General features: G+C 43.7%; 19 protein-coding genes and 1 pseudogene. 9 read left to right on the plus strand and 11 right to left on the minus strand.

Annotation, left to right across the window (positions count from 1 at the left end; genetic code table 11):
• Nucleotides 1-87: 87 nt before the first annotated feature.
• Together CXF82_RS02415 and CXF82_RS02420 are read right to left on the minus strand one after the other, a co-directional pair.
• Nucleotides 88-447: a hypothetical protein gene (locus CXF82_RS02415; protein ID WP_102043613.1), complete on the minus strand. Its 360-nt coding sequence runs from the start codon at nucleotides 445-447 to the stop codon at nucleotides 88-90.
• Between the two features lie 108 nt (nucleotides 448-555).
• Nucleotides 556-861, minus strand: coding sequence for a hypothetical protein (locus tag CXF82_RS02420; protein WP_102043614.1), 306 nt, complete (start codon nucleotides 859-861; stop codon nucleotides 556-558).
• Between the two features lie 410 nt (nucleotides 862-1271).
• On the opposite strand from CXF82_RS02420, the gene CXF82_RS02425 reads away from it, so the two are divergent.
• Nucleotides 1272-2249: a transposase gene (locus tag CXF82_RS02425; RefSeq protein ID WP_102043615.1), complete on the plus strand. Its 978-nt coding sequence runs from the start codon at nucleotides 1272-1274 to the stop codon at nucleotides 2247-2249.
• 322 nt (nucleotides 2250-2571) lie between these two features.
• On the opposite strand, the gene CXF82_RS02430 is transcribed toward CXF82_RS02425, so the two are convergent.
• A complete protein-coding gene (locus CXF82_RS02430) occupies nucleotides 2572-2769 on the minus strand; it encodes a hypothetical protein (protein ID WP_102043616.1) in 198 nt (65 codons plus the stop codon).
• Between the two features lie 113 nt (nucleotides 2770-2882).
• Nucleotides 2883-3488, minus strand: a complete 606-nt coding sequence (locus tag CXF82_RS02435; protein WP_102043617.1) for a hypothetical protein — start codon at nucleotides 3486-3488, stop codon at nucleotides 2883-2885.
• Nucleotides 3489-3834: 346 nt separating this feature from the next.
• Here CXF82_RS02435 and CXF82_RS02440 point away from each other — a divergent pair.
• A pseudogene (locus tag CXF82_RS02440) lies at nucleotides 3835-4287 on the plus strand (phage integrase N-terminal SAM-like domain-containing protein); the annotation flags it as partial.
• 131 nt (nucleotides 4288-4418) lie between these two features.
• Here CXF82_RS02440 and trpA read toward each other — a convergent pair.
• The 6 genes from trpA to CXF82_RS02470 form a co-directional block, all read right to left on the minus strand.
• Nucleotides 4419-5228: a tryptophan synthase subunit alpha gene (gene trpA, locus CXF82_RS02445; RefSeq protein WP_102039229.1), complete on the minus strand. Its 810-nt coding sequence runs from the start codon at nucleotides 5226-5228 to the stop codon at nucleotides 4419-4421.
• The gene (gene trpB / locus CXF82_RS02450; protein ID WP_101092103.1) at nucleotides 5221-6435 is read right to left on the minus strand and encodes a tryptophan synthase subunit beta; all 1215 of its coding nucleotides are present in this window, start codon (nucleotides 6433-6435) and stop codon (nucleotides 5221-5223) included. The genes trpA and trpB overlap by 8 nt, the downstream gene beginning before the upstream one ends.
• 106 nt (nucleotides 6436-6541) lie before the next feature.
• A complete protein-coding gene (gene trpCF, locus CXF82_RS02455; RefSeq protein WP_102043620.1) occupies nucleotides 6542-7960 on the minus strand; it encodes a bifunctional indole-3-glycerol-phosphate synthase TrpC/phosphoribosylanthranilate isomerase TrpF in 1419 nt (472 codons plus the stop codon).
• Nucleotides 7961-8024: 64 nt separating this feature from the next.
• Complete coding sequence (gene trpD / locus CXF82_RS02460; RefSeq protein WP_102043618.1) at nucleotides 8025-9077, minus strand: anthranilate phosphoribosyltransferase; 1053 nt, start codon at nucleotides 9075-9077, stop codon at nucleotides 8025-8027.
• Between the two features lie 7 nt (nucleotides 9078-9084).
• A complete protein-coding gene (locus CXF82_RS02465) occupies nucleotides 9085-9702 on the minus strand; it encodes an aminodeoxychorismate/anthranilate synthase component II (protein WP_101092105.1) in 618 nt (205 codons plus the stop codon).
• The gene (locus tag CXF82_RS02470; protein WP_102039230.1) at nucleotides 9699-11282 is read right to left on the minus strand and encodes an anthranilate synthase component 1; all 1584 of its coding nucleotides are present in this window, start codon (nucleotides 11280-11282) and stop codon (nucleotides 9699-9701) included. The genes CXF82_RS02465 and CXF82_RS02470 overlap by 4 nt, the downstream gene beginning before the upstream one ends.
• A gap of 951 nt (nucleotides 11283-12233) precedes the next feature.
• On the opposite strand from CXF82_RS02470, the gene CXF82_RS02475 reads away from it, so the two are divergent.
• From CXF82_RS02475 to rluB, 5 genes are all read left to right on the plus strand, one after another.
• Nucleotides 12234-13112 (plus strand): RNase RNM, encoded by an 879-nt coding sequence (locus CXF82_RS02475; protein ID WP_374702341.1) that lies wholly within the window; start codon nucleotides 12234-12236, stop codon nucleotides 13110-13112.
• The gene (locus CXF82_RS02480; RefSeq protein WP_101092108.1) at nucleotides 13109-13729 is read left to right on the plus strand and encodes an L-threonylcarbamoyladenylate synthase; all 621 of its coding nucleotides are present in this window, start codon (nucleotides 13109-13111) and stop codon (nucleotides 13727-13729) included. Before CXF82_RS02475 ends, CXF82_RS02480 begins: the two co-directional genes overlap by 4 nt.
• Before the next feature lie 93 nt (nucleotides 13730-13822).
• Complete coding sequence (locus CXF82_RS02485; protein WP_101092109.1) at nucleotides 13823-14611, plus strand: segregation and condensation protein A; 789 nt, start codon at nucleotides 13823-13825, stop codon at nucleotides 14609-14611.
• Nucleotides 14612-14623: 12 nt separating this feature from the next.
• Entirely contained in the window at nucleotides 14624-15220 is a 597-nt protein-coding gene (scpB, locus tag CXF82_RS02490; protein ID WP_101092110.1) for an SMC-Scp complex subunit ScpB, read from the plus strand.
• Nucleotides 15213-16085 carry a 23S rRNA pseudouridine(2605) synthase RluB gene (gene rluB, locus CXF82_RS02495; protein ID WP_101092111.1) on the plus strand — a complete coding sequence of 291 codons (873 nt, stop codon included), beginning with the start codon at nucleotides 15213-15215 and terminating at the stop codon, nucleotides 16083-16085. The genes scpB and rluB overlap by 8 nt, the downstream gene beginning before the upstream one ends.
• A 339-nt stretch (nucleotides 16086-16424) precedes the next feature.
• Here rluB and CXF82_RS02500 read toward each other — a convergent pair whose 3' ends face one another.
• Complete coding sequence (locus tag CXF82_RS02500) at nucleotides 16425-17162, minus strand: YciK family oxidoreductase (RefSeq protein ID WP_102043619.1); 738 nt, start codon at nucleotides 17160-17162, stop codon at nucleotides 16425-16427.
• A 262-nt stretch (nucleotides 17163-17424) separates the two neighbouring features.
• On the opposite strand from CXF82_RS02500, the gene CXF82_RS02505 reads away from it, so the two are divergent.
• On the plus strand, nucleotides 17425-19917 hold the full coding sequence (locus CXF82_RS02505; protein ID WP_101092113.1) for a VolA/Pla-1 family phospholipase: 2493 nt from the start codon (nucleotides 17425-17427) through the stop codon (nucleotides 19915-19917).
• A gap of 128 nt (nucleotides 19918-20045) precedes the next feature.
• Entirely contained in the window at nucleotides 20046-21077 is a 1032-nt protein-coding gene (sohB, locus tag CXF82_RS02510) for a protease SohB (protein ID WP_180961068.1), read from the plus strand.
• The last annotated feature ends 46 nt before the right edge of the window (nucleotides 21078-21123 follow it).

Here is a 21123-nt window from a genome sequence, read left to right on the forward strand (position 1 = left end):
GCCCAAATAATGGGCAATATCAGTTGGTTAAAATAAGCGACGCAGGAGCAAAAAACCAACTGTTATTTGTCCTGATTAATTTGCTTGTTATGTGCCGTGGCCTAATTGCCCAGCAATATAAAAAGATGAACCAAAATAAAGGGCTGCTAATGTTAGTGCAAAAGCAACTTGACTAAAACTTAACTTAGTTTTGGTATTGATGCTCATTAGATACCAAAGTTTGTATGGGTAATGCTCTTTTGCAGCCATGAACAAACAAAGTAAAAAACCATTAAAATACATAAAAATAGAATTCCAATACATAAATCGATTCTCGTATTTTGAAATGGAAGAGAGCCCTTTTACTTTTTCATAAACCCAAACGCTTTCATAATAAAAGCCTAATGCGCTCATTACTAATAAAACAACACCGCAGAACAACCACCATTTATTGATGCGAATATCCATATCACTCTTTAGACACATAACGCCTAATTAACAGGCAAAAAATAGTTGGTTAAAATAAGCGACGCAGGAGCAAAAACCAACTGTTTTTTGTCCTTGTTTAATTTCTTGTTAGGTGTTCGGGTAGTACACTAGTGAAGAGCCTTCTTCTAAAGCTTCCTCGTAATAAGGCACGAACCTTTTAAACCCATCAGCATTCAAAACCTCGACTCTGATTGGGTTGCCTTTTAAACCAACTAAGTCAGAAAAACCAAACTTTGTTATTTCACTGGTCGCAAAATCAAAGTTTAATTCGTCATTTTCCTGCTTCAAGAACAACATACATTTATGAATATCATCAATTTCAGGGAAGGTGAAATCATATTCAGACCTCCCTTTGAATTTACCCTCGAAACCATAAATAACAACCGTAATCATTGAACACCTAACAGCTTATTGATTAGTCGCTTGATAACGTTCTTAGCAACTATGTTAATTCTGTTAAACTTATCATCTGTAAGCCATTGTTGTAAATCGTTTATTTTTCATACCCCAGTTAGAAGTAGACTCTGCTTTAGTCGGAGAAAGAGAGCCCCGTTGTTTACGAGGTCTATGTATCAATTTTCAATATTCACCATAAGCTTGATTTTTATAACTTTTATTGGATGTTAAAATATTATCGATGCCTAGAACACTTTTTTAGGCATCTTTTTTACATCAAAATTGGTCTTTTAGATGATTTTCAATTATAAAATAGAGCCAATTATAAAATAGAGCCAGCCATGGTTAATGGCATAAAGAAGAACCTCCGACTAAGCTTTGAAAGAAGCATTTAACAAGGAGGTTGCATGCCACGGTCAAGAAGAACGCTGATTAGTATCGAAGACACCCCTTATTATCACTGTTGCAGTCGAGTTGTTCGGCGCGCCTTTTTGTGTGGCGACGATAAATACACAGGTAAAAACTACAACCACCGTCGTGGTTGGGTTGAAGAACAAATACTCAAGTTAACCGAAGTGTTTGCCATTGATGTTGCGGCGTACGCGGTGATGAGTAATCATCTGCATGTGGTGCTTTATATTGACCTAGAAACAGTAAATAACTGGTCTGATAGGGAGGTTGTAGAGCAGTGGCATAAGCTGTTTAACGGTACAGCGTTGACTCAAAAATTTGCCAAAGGTGAAGTGATAGACGAGTGTATGGTCACAGCACTAAAGCACCTTATTGCCATTTACCGCTCACGACTCAGTGATATCTCATGGTTCATGAGGTGCCTCAATGAACCCATCGCGAGGCAAGCCAACCATGAAGACAACTGCACAGGGCACTTCTGGGAAGGACGATTCAAATCTCAAGCACTATTGGATGAAGCTGCAGTTCTGGCCTGTATGACTTATGTTGAGCTCAACCCTATTCGCGCTAAGATGGCTAACACACCAGAACAATCAGATTTCACCAGTTTAAAATTAAGAGTCAGTGCCGCCCTAAAAGGCGAACAACCGAAGAGGCTATTACCCTTTATTGGTAATGAGCGAGCACATCAACCCAAAGGCATTGCCTTCTCACTGAAAGATTACCTGGAGTTAGTTGATGAAACAGGCAGAATTATCCGTGATGACAAGCGAGGTGCTATATCAGCGACTGCAAATAATATCCTCAATCGCTTAAATATCCCCGCAGACAATTGGATAAAAATCGTTGCAGAATTTGGTGAGTTATTCCATGGCCCCGTAGGGACACTACAAGAATTTAGCTGTTACTGCGAACACCTAGGAAAACGGCGACGGCACTTTTCAAGCAGCTGTCAGTACATGCAAACAAACTAGACACAATAAACCCCTTCAAGCTTATATTCCTTAGCTAAAACTCTGAGTTAAACATCTGCGCTTTTAAACCCATAAATCCCACCAAACTCGGCAATTTTCTAGAACTTGTCGCCAATTATTTATTGAAAGTAATTAAAGTACACGTTTGGCATACATCAATCGTTAATATTGGTTGTTAAACTGGTTATGTTGTTGATTATTAATGGCTGGCTATGTTTAGTGCTGGACAAAAATAGTTGGTTAAAATGTGAAGCGAAGCGGAACCTAACCAACTGTTTTTGTTCCGTTTGAAGTTCTTGTTATGTGTTTGGGTAACCTTAAGCTACTTATCAATTTCTTTGATATTGGATTTTACATACAACCGAATAAAGAAGCCGACAATAAGATACAAAGTAGTTAAAATTATTGCACCACCAAAACTCATTTGATCGAATGCGCCTTGCAGATAAATACTAATAGTACCTGCAATACAAAAAACAATAAATATTGCCCAGAAAACCTTTTTTTGATGACGACTCAAGATTCAACTCCTTTGAAAACATAACGCCCCTCTAATAAGTGAGCCATGTGCTGGCGGGCGATTTGCTCAGCAAATGGCACGACAGCCTTGGTGAATCTTAATTCAGAGGCTTGTTATGTGCTGATTTTTATCAACACTTTTATCACTTCAGCATGCTCTTTACCCACTAGACCTACATCTTGATGGAAGCGAAAATCAGAACTCTTTATTTCTGCTGCTTGCAAAGCTAATGACGCCTCTTTAGCGTCAAGGTTGATAAGTGCTTTTGAAGCGTGCCATTTAAACTTATCCAAAGCGAACATTAAGCGACTAGCATATTTTTCCAGAACATATAGAGCATTCTTATACTCTAAATCAATGGCCTGCGTTGCTACGATATAAGGGTAATCGACATAAACAGTGGACTGATGATTTGGAAATTCATCCTCTCTTTTTAATACTAAACGAAAAGATTCCATCGCGCTTTCAATTTGATTCAGGCTCATGAAACTTCTTGCTTGTACCCAAAAAGCACGCATATCTTCATATTGATCTTTTCTAGTGTCAAAATATTCATCAATTAAACTTAAAGCAACTTTAGGGGTTGATTCAGCTAAGTAAGATGCCTGTATTACAACATATTGATCACGCTGACTCCGTGCTCGTTTCAACTTGTCGTAAAACACAGCTTCTACTTCAGCATTCCATTCATAATTTCTATACCAGTCGTCTGATGACATTGCCTTCCCTAAGCACATAACATTTTAATATACGGCTGGCGCGTTTTGCCAAACCATTCTGGGAAAGCGTGCACTGAATGTAAGCTTGAAAACCCTTTTAAAGCAACCAATTACTAATAAAAGTGAAGAATTGTATCCAATACTCTTTCTGACAAAAGTTAGTTGCACACTTTGCTTTCCGATTATCTCAACATTTCAAGAACGCACACTTTTATTTAACTGAATTTACACATCTTTATTGCAACCTGCAATAGTAAACCGTGAATTCGACCTTATGGGTTGTCTTGATTTTTTAGAAAAAGCAATAATACTGTATATAAGCACAGTGACCTTGTAAGGTATAACAATGCAGTCCTCAAGTCCTTTTTTGGAATCAATCAGACAAGATATACGCTTGCGAGGATATAGCTTACGGACCGAAAAAGCCTATCTTTACTGGATTAAACGTTACATACTTTTTCATCAAAAAGCTCACCCTACAACCCTCAACTCTGTCGATGTTAAAAACTTTTTAAGTTGGTTAGCAAATAGTCAGAATGTAGCGGTTAATACTCAGAAGGTTGCGCTAAATTCATTGGCCTTTCTATACCAAAAGTATCTTAAAGTTGAGCTAGGAGATTTAGGTTTTAGTTTGGCTACAAAGCAACGGACGCTCCCCATCGTGTTATCACCCAAAGAGGTTTCTCTGATATTGAAGAATATGGATGGAACTGCAAAATTGGTGGTAGAGATGCTCTACGGCAGTGGTATGCGTGTTAATGAATGTTTGAGGTTAAGACTACAAGATATCAATATGGATAATCTCTAGTTAATTAAAGCGATTTACATCTGTAAAACAGAAAAAGCGCGCTACTCATAGGAATAGCGCGCTTTTTCATGACTGGATCATCGCGGGCGTTTAACGCTTAAGCTAACCATTCATTTGCAACATTACCGCGCCGTGGCGGCTTTCATATTGCGGGTAAACTCAGCCAATGCGTTGAGCAAGTTCGCTTCATTGTCTTTATTGGCGTCGATAATTTTTACCACGGCAGAGCCCGAAATGGCGCCTGCTGCACCAGCATCAATCGCCGCTTTAACTTGAGCGGGCTCAGCAATACCAAATCCAAGCAGTGGCGGCGCACCATTAAACTCTTTTAAACGGTTAAGAATATCGGTAATTGGCATCCCGGCTTTTGACTCTGTGCCTGTTACGCCTGAACGTGACAGCAAATAGGTGTAACCTTCGCCTTTATCGCTCACAAGTTGCAATGTTTCACTGTCGGCATTGGGTGGTGCAATAAAAATTGGCGCCACGCCATGAGCCTTAGCTGAAGCAATAAAAGGGTCAGCTTCCTCAACGGGCACATCAGCAATCAACACTGAGTCAACACCGGCGGCTTGGGCTTTAGCATAGAAAGCATCAATGCCATTAGCGAATACAAGGTTGGCGTAAAGTAGTAAGCCAATAGGCAAGTCTGGGTATTTAGCGCGAATAGCGCTAAGCATCTCGAAGCACTGTGTTGGCGTAGTGCCTGCGGCTAATGAACGTAGATTAGCCCCTTGGATCACTGGGCCATCTGCAAGTGGGTCTGAAAATGGGAACCCCAGTTCAAGTGCATCTGCGCCGTTTTCAACTAAGGTATCAATAATCTTCAGTGACAACTCAGGAGAGGGGTCGCCTAAGGTCACAAAGGGGACGAATGCGCCTTGATTCTTCTTATCTAGGGCCGCAAACGCTGCCTGATAACGATTACTCATTGCCACTCTCCTGTGCTGATTTTTCTTTTGCTTGGGTTTCTAATATGTCGGCCACGGTAAAGATATCTTTGTCGCCACGACCTGAAAGGTTCACCACTAGCAGGGTCTCTTTGGTCGCTTCTTTTGCAAGCTTGACGGCATAGGCTATCGCATGGGCTGATTCAAGTGCCGGAATAATACCTTCGCTACGGGCTAATAACTGGAACATTTCTAATGCTTCATCATCAGTCGCAGATTCGTATGTTGCACGGCCAATGGCGGCAAGATGTGCGTGCTGTGGGCCAACCGATGGGAAATCAAGACCGGCTGATACCGAGTATGACTCTTCTATTTGACCTTCACTGTCTTGCATCAATGGGGCTTTCATACCGAAGAAAATGCCCGTTTTACCGTGCTTTAGCGGTGCGCCATGCATGGGGGTATCAATCCCTTTTCCTGCAGGTTCAACACCGATAAGTGCGACTTCTTCATCATCGATAAAGTCGGCAAACATACCAATAGCATTGGAGCCTCCGCCGACACAGGCGATAACCGCATCGGGTAGGCGTCCCTCACGCTCAAGAATTTGCTTTTTAGTCTCAGCGCCTATCATGCGCTGAAATTCGCGCACTATGGTAGGGAAGGGATGTGGACCTGCCGCCGTACCTAATAAATAGTGCGCTTTTTCGTAACTACCAGACCAGTCGCGCATCGCTTCATTACAGGCATCTTTTAAGGTGCCAGAACCTGAAGTGACCGGAATAACTTCGGCGCCCATCAGTTTCATTCTAAAGACGTTTGGCGATTGACGTTCAATGTCTTTAGCACCCATGTAGACTTTGCATTTCAAATTAAGCAATGCACAGGCAAGCGCCGTAGCCACGCCGTGCTGACCCGCGCCCGTTTCTGCAATGATCTCTTTTTTACCCATGCGTTTTGCCAGCAGTGCTTGGCCTAATACTTGGTTAGTCTTGTGCGCGCCGCCGTGAAGTAAGTCTTCACGCTTTAGGTAAATTTTAACCAATGGATTAGGGCTAAGATTTTTGGTTAGCGTTAGCGCTGTTGGGCGGCCAGCATAGTTCTTGAGCAGATCGGTAAATTCTTTTTGAAACGCTTCATCTTCTTGCGCTTCGATAAAGGCGGTTTCTAGCTGCTTGAGGGCAGGCATTAAAATTTGCGGGACGTACATTCCGCCATATTCCCCGAAATAGGGGTTTAATTTACTCATAATCTGTTCCTTTATCGTTCATTTCTGTCTGCATGCCGACACGTGTTATGTCGGCATGCAGAGGGAGCTGTTGTAACGCACTATTCGCGCTTTATGTGTTCTTCATCTAGTACTGACGTAGATGGTTAAATGTTTGGGCTATCTTGTCATGATCTTTAACGCCAGGGCTTTGTTCTAGGCCACTGTTAAAATCGAGTCCATAAAAGCCTTGGTTAGCGGCAAGCTTGGCGTTATCACCCGTTAAGCCCCCCGCTAAAAGTGCTTCGCTGCGATTAGGGATAGCTTGTTGCCAATCAAATACCTGCCCAGTGCCGCCAAACTGACCGTCACTCTTACTGTCGAACAAAATACGATCGACATTGGTCGGAATATCTAATTCGGTATCGATACTGTCGTTTTTCACTGCAACCGCTTTCCAAATCTGACAATCAGCCTTTAGCGTGGCTAATGCGCTGCGAAGGTCGTCTATTTCAAGCGAGGTTTCTTGTCCATGCAATTGCACTGCATATAGCCCTAGTTGACTTGCAAGTGAGGCGATAACATTGCTGCTTTCGTTGACAAAAACACCCACAAGGTTAAGCCTGTGGCCAGATGCATCGAGTTGACGGACAAGTTCAATTGCTTGCGCTTTGGTCACGGCTCGGGGCGATTTTTCAGCAAAAATTAATCCGCCATAAACGGCGCCTTTTTTTGCCACCTCAACTAGATCTTCAATACGGGTTAAGCCGCAGACTTTATTGTGGCCAAAGGTTAAGGTTCTGCAGGCTAAGTCTAAGTCATCAGCTGCCATTAATGAGCTGCCAACAAGAAAACCATCAACCAAGGGCGCTAAACGACGTACCTGTGCTTGATTGTAGATCCCTGATTCACTGATAACGACGCGATCAGCCGGAACATGTGGCGCTAACGCTTCGGTGGTGGCTAAATCCGTTGATAAGTCACGTAGATTGCGGTTATTAATCCCGATAATGGCGGAGTTAAGTGCAATGGCGCGGCTCAATTCTACTTCGTTACTGACCTCGGTTAAAATGTCTAATTGATACTTTGCAGCTTCGCTAGCCAGTGCTTGATATCGCTCATCATTGAGCACCGAGAGCATTAACAATATGGCATCAGCACCTTGATGGGCGGCGAGTTTTATTTGGTATTCGTCAACGAAAAAGTCTTTACACAAAATAGGTTGGCGAACACACGCACGGACTCTAGGGATGTAATCCATGTCGCCTTGGAAAAACTGTTCATCGGTTAGTACTGAGATCCCAGCAGCGTAGTGGTTGTAAACATCGGCTATAGCATCCACGTCAAATACGTCGCGGATAAGACCTTTCGACGGACTGGCTTTTTTACACTCTAAGATAAAGCCTGCATTAGGTGCTTTAAGTGCATCAAACAGACTGCGGTCTGACTGCTTAGGCATTAAGCTCGCCTCAGGGAAACGCAGTTTTAATGCGGCAATATGGGCAGGTTTAGTATCAACAATTTTGGTTAATACATTGCTTACTTTAGTTGTCGTATCATTGGCCATTGATGCTTCTCTTAAATCGCTATCGGTTTTTATATGAGTGCTGATATTAATTTTGTGGCTCACACTAAGCTCCTTTTCCCGCTTGGCTTGCATTGGCAAGCTCAGTGAGTAGTTCATACGCTTTGCCACTTTCAATGGTCGCTAACGCAAGCGCAGTACCGACTTTGACTGAATCCGCCACTCCAGCGACATATAAGGCGCAACCAGCGTTAACGGCTACCGCATTCATATGGGCTGTTTTGCCTTTACCTTGTAGGATAGCTCGGATAAAAGCAGCATTTTCTTCCGGCGCACCGCCCTCAAGATCGGTCAATTGTGCGGTTTCTACGCCAAGTTCACTCGGGGTGAGGTAATACTCAGTAATGGTGCCTTCATTAAGTTCATGCACCAAGGTTTTACCATGTATTGCGACTTCATCAAGACCGCTACCGTGAACCACCATCGCCCGCTTAATCCCCAGGGCTTTGACCACTTGCGCGATTGGCGCGACAAGTTCTGCGCTATACACCCCAAGTAACATAAAGTCAGGGTGCGACGGGTTAATTAACGGCCCAAGGACATTAAACAGGGTACGGGTTTTAAGCGCTTGGCGAACAGGCACTGCATGTGCAACACCGCCGTGATAATGCGGCGCAAACAAAAAGCAGAGGCCTAGGTTATCTAAACAGTCTCGTGCGGTTTCAGGTGCCATGGTTAAATCAATGCCAAATTGGGCTAATAGATCCGATGACCCCGACTTACTGGAAACACTGCGGTTACCATGTTTGGCGACTTTTGCGCCTGCTGCAGCGGCCACAAAAGCGGCGGTAGTGGAGATGTTGATGGTGTTGTGGCCATCGCCGCCAGTGCCCACAATATCAACAATCCCTTGCGCTACTGTACGTTCATTTGGGGTTGGGAATCGTTTTGCGGCTGCTCTTAACGCATCAGCTGCGCCAGATATTTCATCAATTGTTTCGCCGCGCATTTTCATCGCTACCAGCATACCGGCCATGGTAACTTCATTCATTTCGCCTTGAATGATACTGCTAAACAACTTTTTAGCATCTTGACGATTGAGGCTTTCACCACGATAAAGAGATTCGAGCAGTGGGGCATTGTTGTTAGTTTGGCTCATTACTTTGTTATCCTTTATCGTCAAGTTTGGCATGGGTTAAGGTTAATGATTGTGCAAGGTAATCTAATGATTGCACTAACAACTGGCTGCCAAGCGTGGTGAGTATTGATTCGGGATGAAACTGAAAACCCACCGCGTTATCTTGTTGATGAATAATCGCCATTGGCATGTCTTCTGTGGTGGCAATAATCTCTAGGCAGTCGGGTACCTGAGTCGCCACAAGGCTGTGGTATCGGGCAACTGGCAGAGGCGAGGGCAGGTTGGCAAAGATGCCTTTACCATTATGCTCTGTTGGACTGGCTTTACCGTGTACAACTTGTTTTGCTCGCTCGACTTTGCCGCCATAATGTTCAATCAGCGCTTGGTGACCTAAGCAGATCCCAAGCATAGGCACTTTACCTGCAACATTGGCAATCAGTGCCATTAATGAACCCGCTTCATGGGGGGCGCCAGGACCTGGAGACAACACTAATGCCGCCGGTTGTGTTTCATTGAGTAACTTATCGGCGATAAAGTCAGCATCGACGTCATTTCGATAAATAATAACCTCATAGCCAAGGCTTCTAAATTGGTCCACTAGGTTATAAGTGAATGAGTCGAAGTTATCGAGTAGATAGATTTTCATCGTCCACCTCCCATCTTGATGGCTGAAATTACGGCTTGTGCTTTTTGTCTTGTTTCATCCGCTTCGGCTTGTGGATCTGAATCGTACACCACGCCAGCACCGGCTTGGATATATGCGGTTCCGTCTTTGACAAAGGCGGAGCGGATCACAATACAGGTATCCATATCGCCGAGTCCGTTTAGGTAGCCCACGGCGCCGCCGTAACTACCACGTCGTGTTTTTTCTGCGCCGCGAATAAGCTGCGCGGCACTGACTTTGGGCGCACCCGTTAAGGTGCCCATATTCATACACGCTTGATATGCATGTAAGGCGTCAAGGTCGGTTCTTAATTGCCCTGTGACTCGGCTAACGAGGTGCATGACATGCGAATAACGGTCAACTTTCAATAGCTCGGGGACTTTACGCGTGCCACTTTGACTTATTCGAGCCACATCGTTACGGGCTAAATCAACCAACATAATGTGTTCTGATAGCTCTTTTTTATCGAGACGCAGTTCTAGTTCATTACGGCTATCAAGATCAAAATCGATTTCACCATCGGCTGTCTTACCGCGCTTACGCGTACCTGCAATAGGATAGATCTCAACTTGATTGGTACTGGCTTCATATTTAAGCGCACTTTCAGGTGAGGCGCCAAAGAGTGTGAAGCCTTCGCCTCTAAAGTAAAACATGTAGGGACTTGGGTTAGTGAGTCTAAGGGCGCGATAGGCACCGAGCGTATTAGGGCAGGGTAAGCTAAAGCTACGAGATGGCACCACTTGGAAAATATCACCGGCGATAATGTGCTGCTTTAAGTCGTTGACCGTTTGTTTAAACTCGCTATCGGAGATATTGACCTGCGTCTCGGCATTGACCACATTTAACGCAGCAACCGGTGGGAGTGATTGACAGGTTTGTTGCAGTTCAGCCATGCGACTCGCCAATGTGGCTTGGATCTCTACATTGCGTGGCTCGGTGAACGTATCAAACTGATGGGTAATGATATCAGCGCTTTGCTGCTGATGATCGACCAGAATTAAGGTCTCTGCGAGATAGAATAGATAGTCCGGGCAGCTATTGTCGCCTTCTGGTACTTGAGGTAATGGTTCAACAGTATCAATCAAGTCGTAAGAGAGTACGCCGCCCAAAAAGAGGTCTTCAAAAGCAGGGGCTTCGTCGCAGCGAATATGCTTGACCAGCATTCTTAAGCCATCAAGCGGCGATGTTGACTTTAAGCGTGCATCTTCATCAAGCTGTTTGCTATTTTTTTGTAGTTTGACGGTTAACGTGCGGCTAGATGATTCGATAAACTCCGTTGCGGGGAAGTTTGCGGTGAAAAAGCACTTAATGGGGTCAAGTAACGTTTGACCATTTTCGGTCAATGCCTGAAACAATAGGGTGTAGCCATCACAACGGATCTTCATTGCCGCATGGGTCAATATAATACTTTTAAGGTGATCCTTACTCTCAATCTCTGCGGACTCAAGCAACATAGTATGCGGCGCATCGTTGGTCACATGCTGGTATAAGCGTAATGGGTCGTTATGATAAGCGAGTGCTTCCTTTTGAGTCACCACTTTGGCCATTGTGTTTTGTGCCATGCTTATGTTCCTGCCTTGGTGGATAATGCGTTGTTCATTGTAATATCTCTTTTAAGGTTATTTTTCATAATGAGAAATCAAGAGCCTGCCGCTTGGGGAACTGTATCTAATGGTATTGCTATCGTTTAGATACAAGAAAGCCCGCAATTGTGCGGGCTTTCTTGTTTAATTTTGTCTCAAACTGATTGAGCACAGAATTTCACACCACCCGCTAATTTGGGAAGTGCCACCACCAATTAATGTTTTGGAAAGTTGTAAACTGTGTCATTAAATATTCAATCTCGTTTGTTGTCGTGACTATATAAAAACATTTGCAGACAAAGGCTGTCAATTGAATATTTCTCTTTTTGAGAAAAGATAGTGAAAAGGTGGGGATAAAGCGCAGTTGAAGGCGAAACGGGTGTGGTTCTGCTGGCTTTGTAAAGAGATCCCCACTTATTTAATAAGCTGTGTACCAATGTTACAGCGAAGCGAAGGGCTAAAGCCCGTGCTAGCCACTGTCATTATAAGGCCGCGGCTAAAAGCATATCGGTATAAATAGGCTGTTTAGCAATATGCTGGGTAAATGCTTCAATATCATCATTGATGTTGCGGTTAGCCTTGTGCTGGGGTTAAGTGAACAGCATTGGAATTCAATTAGTGTGACTTAAGCGTATGACTCTGTTCACTTCAATCTATTTATGATCCGTATCTTTAGTACCACTCGATACACTCAATCGTTGAACCAATCAATGGCTATCGTCGTGATCCTAAAACCGTTGCATGGCTCAGTAAAACGCATAGCCATCACCATCGGGTATCAGTGTTATCTTGTGGTCGCTAATGTGGAGTACTTCACGAATACCTAACAAGCCAGAGTTGTGTTTCTAAACTAGCTGACTCGCTGGAATAACCAAATTGATTACATTTTAGTTATTTAAATCCCCTTTCATTTGTAAACTCAAGTATTATATGGGGATGAAAGATGAAAACATTAATGAAATAAAATTGGTTGATCTGCACAGTCATACGACGGCATCAGATGGTCAACTTACCCCTTCAGAATTAATAGAGCGTGCTATCAGTAAAGGCGTGCAAGTGTTTGCTATTACTGATCATGACACTACCGATGGCTTAAAAGAAGCACACCAATACAACAACAATCATGAAACGCCATTGGAGTTAATCAATGGTGTCGAGATTTCAACGTGTTGGAACAGCTTCGATATTCACATTGTTGCACTCAATATTGATATTGAGAATGCTGTCATGATTGAGTTTTTAGCACATCAACGTGAACTAAGAGCTGCTCGAGCATTTGAGATTGGAGACCGACTCACTAAAGCAGGCATAGAAGGTGCCTATGAAGGTGCTAAGTTCTATGCGGGTGACGCTGCGATTAGTCGCGGCCATTATGCTCGTTGGTTAGCTGAAAAAGGTTATGCCACGACGACTGCGAATGTATTTAAAAAGTACTTGGCTCGTGGCAAAACAGGTTACGCGCCTAATAATTGGGATGATATGGCCAGTGCGATTGCCATTATTCATCAGGCGGGCGGCGTTGCCGTTTTAGCCCATCCCAGTGGCTATAAATTATCAGCTAAATGGCTAAAGCGGTTAGTACGAGAATTTAAAGCCGCGAACGGCGACGCAATCGAAGTGGTATTGGGTCAACAGACAATCGATGATCGCAGTAACTTAATTGCATTAAGTGTACTCAATAACCTGATGTGTTCACTAGGCAGTGATTTTCATTTTCCAGGAAGTTGGATAGAACTTGGTAAAAATATGTTCCAACCCCAAGGCGTTAGTTGGGTTTGGCAGTCAGAAAAATGGAAGGATTCACCATGAGTCAGTTTTTTTATGTGCATGAGGAAAATCCTCAAGTACGCCTAATCAGCCAAGCCGTGAACGTGATTCAAAAGGGTGGCGTCATTGTCTATCCAACGGATTCCGGCTACGCGCTGGGCTGCTTATTAGGCGATAAAGATGCAATGAGCCGAATTGCACGCATTAGGCAGATCGATAACGACCATAATTTTTCATTGATGTGTCGAGATCAGTCTGAGCTTGCCACCTATGCTCGCGTTGATAACCAAGCTTATCGTGTGTTAAAACATAATACGCCTGGGCCGTATACATTTATCTTTAAAGCGTCAAAAGAAGTGCCTAAACGTCTTCAGAATCCAAAGAAGAAAACGATTGGTATTCGTGTGCCTGACAACGTCATTGCGTTGGCGTTGTTAGAAGCTCTCGATGCGCCTTTGATGTCTACAAGTTTGATATTACCGGGCGAAGAGTTTACCGAGTCAGACCCTGAGCATATTCGCGACATTCTTGAGCATCAGGTTGACTTGATTATTCATGGTGGATATTTAGGTGAAAAGCCAACGACGGTGATTGATATGTCAGAAGGTGAGATTGAAATTATACGTGAAGGCGCTGGAGATGTGACTCCATTCCTTTAAGTTGTATTCGGCGGTGATGTAAGGCGAGTATTGCTTTAAACTGTCGTGATTTACGGGTATAATCGCGCGTTTGCGAAAGAGTAGGTGTTACGGATGGAGGGAATTGTACAAAAATTGCCTTTAGCCAAGGTGCGAGGTAAGCCTTTTAAGGTGATGCCAAAGGACCTATTTATTCCACCTGAAGCCCTTGAAGTGTTTCTTGAATCCTTTGAAGGGCCGCTGGATCTCTTACTGTACCTTATTCGTAAGCAAAAGCTCGATGTGGTTGATTTACCCATATTTGCGGTAACGCAGCAATATTTAGAGTATGTGGATCTGCTACAAGGTGCCAAAGTCGAATTAGCGGCAGATTATTTGGTTATGGCGGCGACATTAGCCGAGATTAAATCTCGACTTTTACTGCCAAAGCCTGATGTTGAGTTTGAGGATGAAGAAGATCCTCGTGCCCAGCTAATACGCCAATTAAAAGCGTATGAAGTGATAAAAGACGCGCAAGAAAAGTTAGACGTTCTTCCGAGAATGGAGCGCGACGTATTTCAAGCGAAAGCGGTTCCAGCTGCCAATATAAAACCTGAGTTATTACCGCCTGAAGTGTCACTCACCGAAGTTGCACGTGCGTTTACATCAGTGCTCAAGCGTATTGAAGCGACTGAAAACCACCATGTTGTTCGAGAAGTGTTATCCACTCGAGAACGTATGACTCAAATTTTGGCAAAGTTAAACGCACAAACCTACCTGCCTTTCGAAGCTTTATTCGATTTTGAAGAAGGTCGGAGTGGGGTTGTTGTGAGCTTTTTGGCGTTAATGGAACTGGTGAAAGAGTTGTTGGTTGAACTGGTACAAGCTGAACCATTTTCGACTATACATGTTAGAGCGTACTAAGGATCTACTTCGTTGTCACAGATTAACCCAGAGCAGCTAAAACAGTTAATTGAGGCGAGTCTTTTCGTGTTGGCGAAGCCGATGACGATTAAAGCGCTTAAAGAAACCGTACTTTCTGAGTTCAGTGTTTCTAGAGCAAAGGTACAGGCTTCAATTGATGCATTGCAGCTTGATTACGAAGGACGAGGCGTGCAGTTAGTCAAAGTTGCAGGAGGGTATCGATTTCAAACTCTTGTAGAACTGAGTCCTTATTTGCAGCCTCTATGGCAAGAGAAAGCCCCTAAATATTCTCGGGCAACAATTGAAACCTTGGCCGTTATTGCATATCGACAACCTGTTACCCGTGGTGATATTGAGTTTGTTCGAGGCGTTGCGATTAGCAGCCATATAATTAAGAGTTTAAACGATAGAAATTGGATTAAAGTTGTGGGCCATAAAGAGGTGCCGGGTAGACCAGCGCTTTATGCTACAACAATAGAATTTCTATCATACTTCGGTTTGGACAGCATCACGGAACTTCCGTCGTTGTCAGATCCCGAATCATTGGACGCACTTTTCTCGACTGTGAAAAGTGTTGCCGAAAAAACAGAAGAGTCTACTAATGAGTGAAAAATTGCAGAAAGTCTTGGCCCGAGCAGGCCATGGCTCCCGTCGTGAGATGGAGGTATGGATTGCTGCAGGCCGAGTTAGTATTGACGGTGAAATAGCAACCCTAGGTGATCGCATTGAATCTGATGCTAAAGTGCGTATTGATGGCCGTGCCATTTCAATCAGATCTGAAGAAGATGTGATTTGCCGCGTGATTGCTTATCACAAACCCGAAGGTGAAATATGTAGCCGTAAAGACCCAGAAGGTCGCCCTACTGTTTTCGACCGCTTACCAAAAACTCGCGACTCACGCTGGGTTGCGGTTGGACGTTTGGATATTAACACCTCTGGTTTATTACTATTTACCTCTGACGGTGAATTAGCTAACCGCCTTATGCACCCATCAAATGAAGTTGAGCGTGAATACGCGGTGCGCACATTTGGTGAAGTTAACGATGCTTGTATCCAGCGTTTACGCATGGGTGTCACTTTGGAAGATGGTCCTGCGAGCTTTGACAAAGTCAAAGCCGCTGGCGGCGAAGGAATGAACAAGTGGTGGCATGTCAGTTTAGCTGAAGGCCGTAACCGCGAAGTGCGTCGCTTATGGGAATCTCAAGAGGTTCAGGTCAGCAGACTTATTCGAATTCGCTATGGCATGATTGAGTTACCTAAATCACTGCCGCGTGGCGGTTGGATTGAGTTAGCGATGGAAGACGTTAACTACTTGCGTAAAACTGCGGGTATGCAAGATGAAACTCGTAGCTTGCTCGGTACAGATAAACACAGTGTTGCGCGTGCTAAAGTACGTGGTGCTAAGATTCGTCGTGCAGTGCGAAAGCACAAAGTGACGGCTACACCGAATAAACCTACCCGCAGTCGTACTTAAATAATACCAGTTCCATTAAAGAGTTGCTCATTCAGCGGGAATTTAAATCACTTTAGACAAGCAAGTGGCTTGTCGCTTATAGTTATTCTATATCGAAAGCCACATGCGCTGTATTAAGTGATTTTAAACCCGCACAACGTGAGCGTCTCAGGACCTTCACTGTTACGTTGCATTGTCTCAAAAGGGGATAACCATTTCTTCGACAATGCGCCTAGAATTGAAAGCCCTGAGAAAGCTCTGAATTGAGTACATCTTTAGTGGAATTGGTATAAGACTGTGATTGGGATTAAAAAGGCCGCTATTTAGCGGCCTTTTTTGATCATATTTTTGATTTAGCGATTACTGTGCATTAAGTTGTTGACCGTTAATGTCGGCTGAGTCTTTACCCATCAAATACAGGTAAGTAGGCATTATCTCTTCTGGCTTCTTAAGTGATTGTGGGTTTTCAGCAGGGTAAGCATTTGCCCGCATACCGGTGCGAGTGGCACCTGGGTTAATACTGTTGCTACGAATGTTACTGCCTTCGTATTCATGAGCGATTGCTTGCATCATGCCCTCGGTTGCAAATTTCGACATTGCATACTCTCCCCAAAATGAGCGAGCTTGGCGACCAACACTGCTCGAGGTGAAGATAAGCGATGCGCTTACTGATTTACGCATGACTGGCAGTAGGGCTTTTGTTAACATAATCTCAGCAATCACATTCACTTTGAACACTTCTTCCACTGAACTCATGGTGATGTGTTCAAACGGGCCTAGCACACCTAACATGCTGGCATTGTGTAATAACCCGTCTAAACAACCAAATTGCTCTTCGATAGTTTCAGCCATGTCGACATAGTTTTGCTCGGTGGCTCCCTTTAAATCGAGCGGAACAATGGCCGGTTTTGGATAGCCTGCTTGTTCAATTAGGTCATATACGGCTTCTAGTTTTTTTACCGTTTTACCCAATAGAATGACAGTGGCGCCGTGCTGCGCGTAAGTCAGTGCTGCTGTTTTTCCTATGCCGTCACCAGCACCTGTTACTAATATAACTTTACCATTGAGTAAATCTTTTGCAGCTTGATATTCCAACATGAGTTAATACTTCCTCTGAGCTCAAACGCCCGTCACTTCTAGAGTCGCTGATATGATAAACAGCCGTTTAAAACAAACGATTAATTTTTACTCTGCTATTCGCTAACCGTTTGTGACAAAAATGTAGCTAAGTCAATACTTTTGCGTTAACTTGAGTTGAGTTAAGGGCTAACAATAAGCCCTATTGGTCATACTTTGCTGGCTATTGTGACCAATTTCCAAGTGAAAACAAAATTATTACAACAAGATTTGGGGAAAAAAGATGAAAAAGCTCTTTTTGGGTGTCGCAATCGCATCTGCATTAGGTCTCACTGGCTGTAGTGAAGACAGTTACAACGAATTAGTAGATAAAACGGAACCACTGGTCCCTCAGTCTGTTCTCGTTTTCGATCCCGCGAATAAAGAGGTCCCTTTGCCTAACGACTTACTCTTTAGTGGCACGCTTGATGGCACTTTAGAGATCCCAGGTGAGGACAGTGGTGACTATACTGATCCACAAATAGCTCTTGGTGCACTTGATGGTTGGTCTACATCATCTCCAATTAGTATTAAGGTTGCACCATCTACAGATAGTGAGGGCAATGTCCTGACTATTGATGGCGCTTCGGTAGCACAACCAGGTGCGGTTAGGATGTTTGAAGCCACCGTTGGTGGTGCACTATCTTCAGATCCTGAGTGTAAAGCTGCAGTTTCAGTTTCAGCGTGTAAAGTAGGCGCTGAGCTGCAGTTCGGAGTCGACTTTGTCTCGACGGCTTCGGGCAACTCAATCGCAATCGTTCCACTTAAGCCTCTTAAACATGGTCAGTCTTATATTTATGCTACGACGACTTTGATTCAAGATTCTGCAGGGCGTGCAATAGCACCTTCTTCGACCTATGGACTGCTAAAGCTAGATATCGAAACCAAACCTTTAGAAACACCTGATCAGTTAATGCTGCAAACATTGGTCAATAGCTACGAGAAAGGCATGGCCGCCGCGGGTGGCCCAGATGCAGATACCGTGACTTACTCAGGTTTATTTACGACACAATCGATTAGCAATGTGTATGAAACCACCAAGTTGCTAATGATTGACCCAACGCCTGGTAATCCTTATGCGCCTGCGTTAACGGCTATGCCAGCCCCTGCGGGTTACACCGTGGCTATGGCTGCAGGCTTAACACCAGCAGATGGTCTTGCTTATGTAGTGTCAGATTTAGCGGATGTATTTAAAGCGGAATTAAAAGTACCAATCTACGGTGATTGTTCATCTGCTGGTTGCTTAGATGCAGACTTTAATCCGACCATTAACGGTAGCTGGAAAGCACTTGGCGACAGCCCCGTTTCTGTATTACTTGCGATGAGTAACGGGACATTGAGCCAGACGAATTATGGCATGCAAGCTGTTGCTTATGGTATTGATCCCGCTGCAGGCGTTGCAAATCCAGCATTGTTAGTGGGTAAAGCTTGGTTCTTGAATGATGGCGTTACGCCAACAGATAGCACTAAGCACCTCACGAAGTTTAACCCAATCCCTGCAATCAAAGGTTATGAGAACATTTCAGTTCAAATAACATTACCAAACGCTGCTAAATTAGCCGGTTTTTATCAGCAGCAAGGCTTACCATTTACCCCTCCAACCAATGGCTGGCCAACAACGATTGCTATGCATGGCTTAGGTGGTGGTAAAGAGATGGCATTAGCTTATGCCGGCACTTATGCAGCATCGGGTATTGCGACTATTGCGATTGATATGCCTTTACATGGTGCACGTTCATTTGATGCAAATGGTGACGGAATTTATGAAATATCAGCAACTGACCCAAGTTTTGGTGATGTAGTTGGTACACCTGACGCGTTTAAAAATGGTAACCCATTAGTCTTCGTAAACATTGCCAGTACTTTGACTGTACGTGATAACTTCCGTCAAGCGACAGTTGATCACCTAGCACTTCGTGCAGCACTTACGGGCTTGTATCTAGGGATTGCTCAACAAAATGGTCAGCAGATTTTCGATATCAGTAAGATTAGTGCACAAGGGTTAAGCCTTGGTGGCATTGTCGGCACAACATTTTCAAACTATGCATCTACAGGCTTAAGAGATCCTGCTAGTGGCACTGAACTGCCGAATGTATATGGTATTAACGCGAGCTCTTTAGTGGCTCCAGCTGGTGGATTAGCAGGGGCATTTGCAGGTTCACCGACATTTGGTCCAGTTCTATTCCAAACGGTAACGGCTAGCGATACTTTCCAAGCGTTGGTTGACGCTGCTAATACAGGTGGTTATGAGCCGGGAAGTGACGAGTACACGGCATTAGTACAGGAAGTTTATGCTGGGTTTATTCCAACATTCGCATTCGCAGTGCAAACAGCATTTGACAGTGCAGACCCAATTAACCATGCAGCATCATTAGCAGCAACCAAATTACCCGTTCATGTCATTGAAGTGGTAGGGGATGCGACTAACAAGCCTGATCAAGTGTTACCAAACGCTGTGGCCAACTTCCCTCTATCGGGTACCGAGCCACTAATCGCGAACCTTGGCTTGAAATGTGTTTCTAGTACAAATGCAGGTTCTGGTGCAGTTCGCTTTAGTAAAGGTCATCACAGTTCAATTGTGAGTCCAAATGAAATTGAAGGTGTTACGGACGGAAAAGCCGCAGCAGCAACAGTTGAAATGCAGCAGCAAGTTGCAGCATTTGCACTTACGGCAGGTAAAGGTACTGCTACTATCTTGGTACAGGATTCATCAGTGATTCAAACTTGTCCTGAATAAGATTGATTTTTAATCGAATAAAAGCCCAGCTGATGCTGGGTTTTTTTATGGGCATTTTTTATTATTAAATAGGCTGTTAGAATAGCGGTAATTAATGAAATTAAAAATCGATTGGGCTGGAGAATATTTTGGAATTTCTGTACGAGTATGGGTTGTTTTTTGCAAAAGCAGTAACGATTGTAGTATCGATTCTGGCCGTTGTGATCGTGGTATTGGCATCAACTATTAAGCACAAGACCGATAAAGGTGAGCTTAAAATCACTAACATCAGCGATGACTTAAAATCGTTGAAGCATGATCTTAAAGAAGAGTTGTTGTCTAAAAAGGCATTTAAGGCTTATGAGAAGCAGATAAAAGCTGACGACAAAGCCAAAGAAAAAGCGCAAAAAAATAATAAAGAGCCAGAGATAGATCCCAAGGTCTATGTTATCGATTTTAAAGGCAGTATCGATGCGAGTGAAGTGGCATCATTGCGTGAAGAAATTAGCGCGATTATAACCATCGCCGACAAAGGTGATGAGGTTATTGTTAATGTTGAAAGTGGCGGTGGTATGGTTCATGGTTATGGCCTTGCTTCAAGCCAGCTTGATCGTTTGAGACAAGCACAAATTCCATTGTCTATTTGTGTCGATAAAGTGGCTGCTAGTGGCGGCTATATGATGGCTTGTGTGGCTAATAAAGTATATGCAGCTCCTTTTGCTATCGTCGGTTCTATTGGGGTCGTTGCTCAGGTGCCTAACTTTAATCGTCTGCTTAAAAAGCATGATATTGATTACGAGCAGCATACTGCAGGAAACTTTAAACGCACGTTGACCATCTTTGGTGAGAATACCGATGAAGGTCGCGAGAAGTTTCAACAAGAGCTGGAAGAGACACATGTGCTGTTTAAAGAGTTTATCTCTAAGTACCGTCCTGATCTTGATATTGCCAAAGTGGCAACGGGTGAGCATTGGTATGGTCAGCAAGCCATTGAACTTGGCTTAATCGATGAAGTGGCTACCAGCGACGACGTGATTATGAAGCTTGCCAATGAGCGCACTGTGGTTAAAGTGACTTACCAGCTTAAGAAAAAGCTTTCAGATAAAATAGCGCATGGCGCTTCTCTATCATTTAACGCAATTTTTAATAGATTAGCAGAGAAGAATCAGCCGCTTAAGTAGTTTATGCTGATAGTAAGTTGATTAAAAACCTGCTAATGCAGGTTTT

Origin of the sequence: Shewanella sp. GutDb-MelDb, assembly GCF_002836075.1 — a bacterium.
Classification (GTDB): Bacteria; Pseudomonadota; Gammaproteobacteria; order Enterobacterales; family Shewanellaceae; genus Shewanella.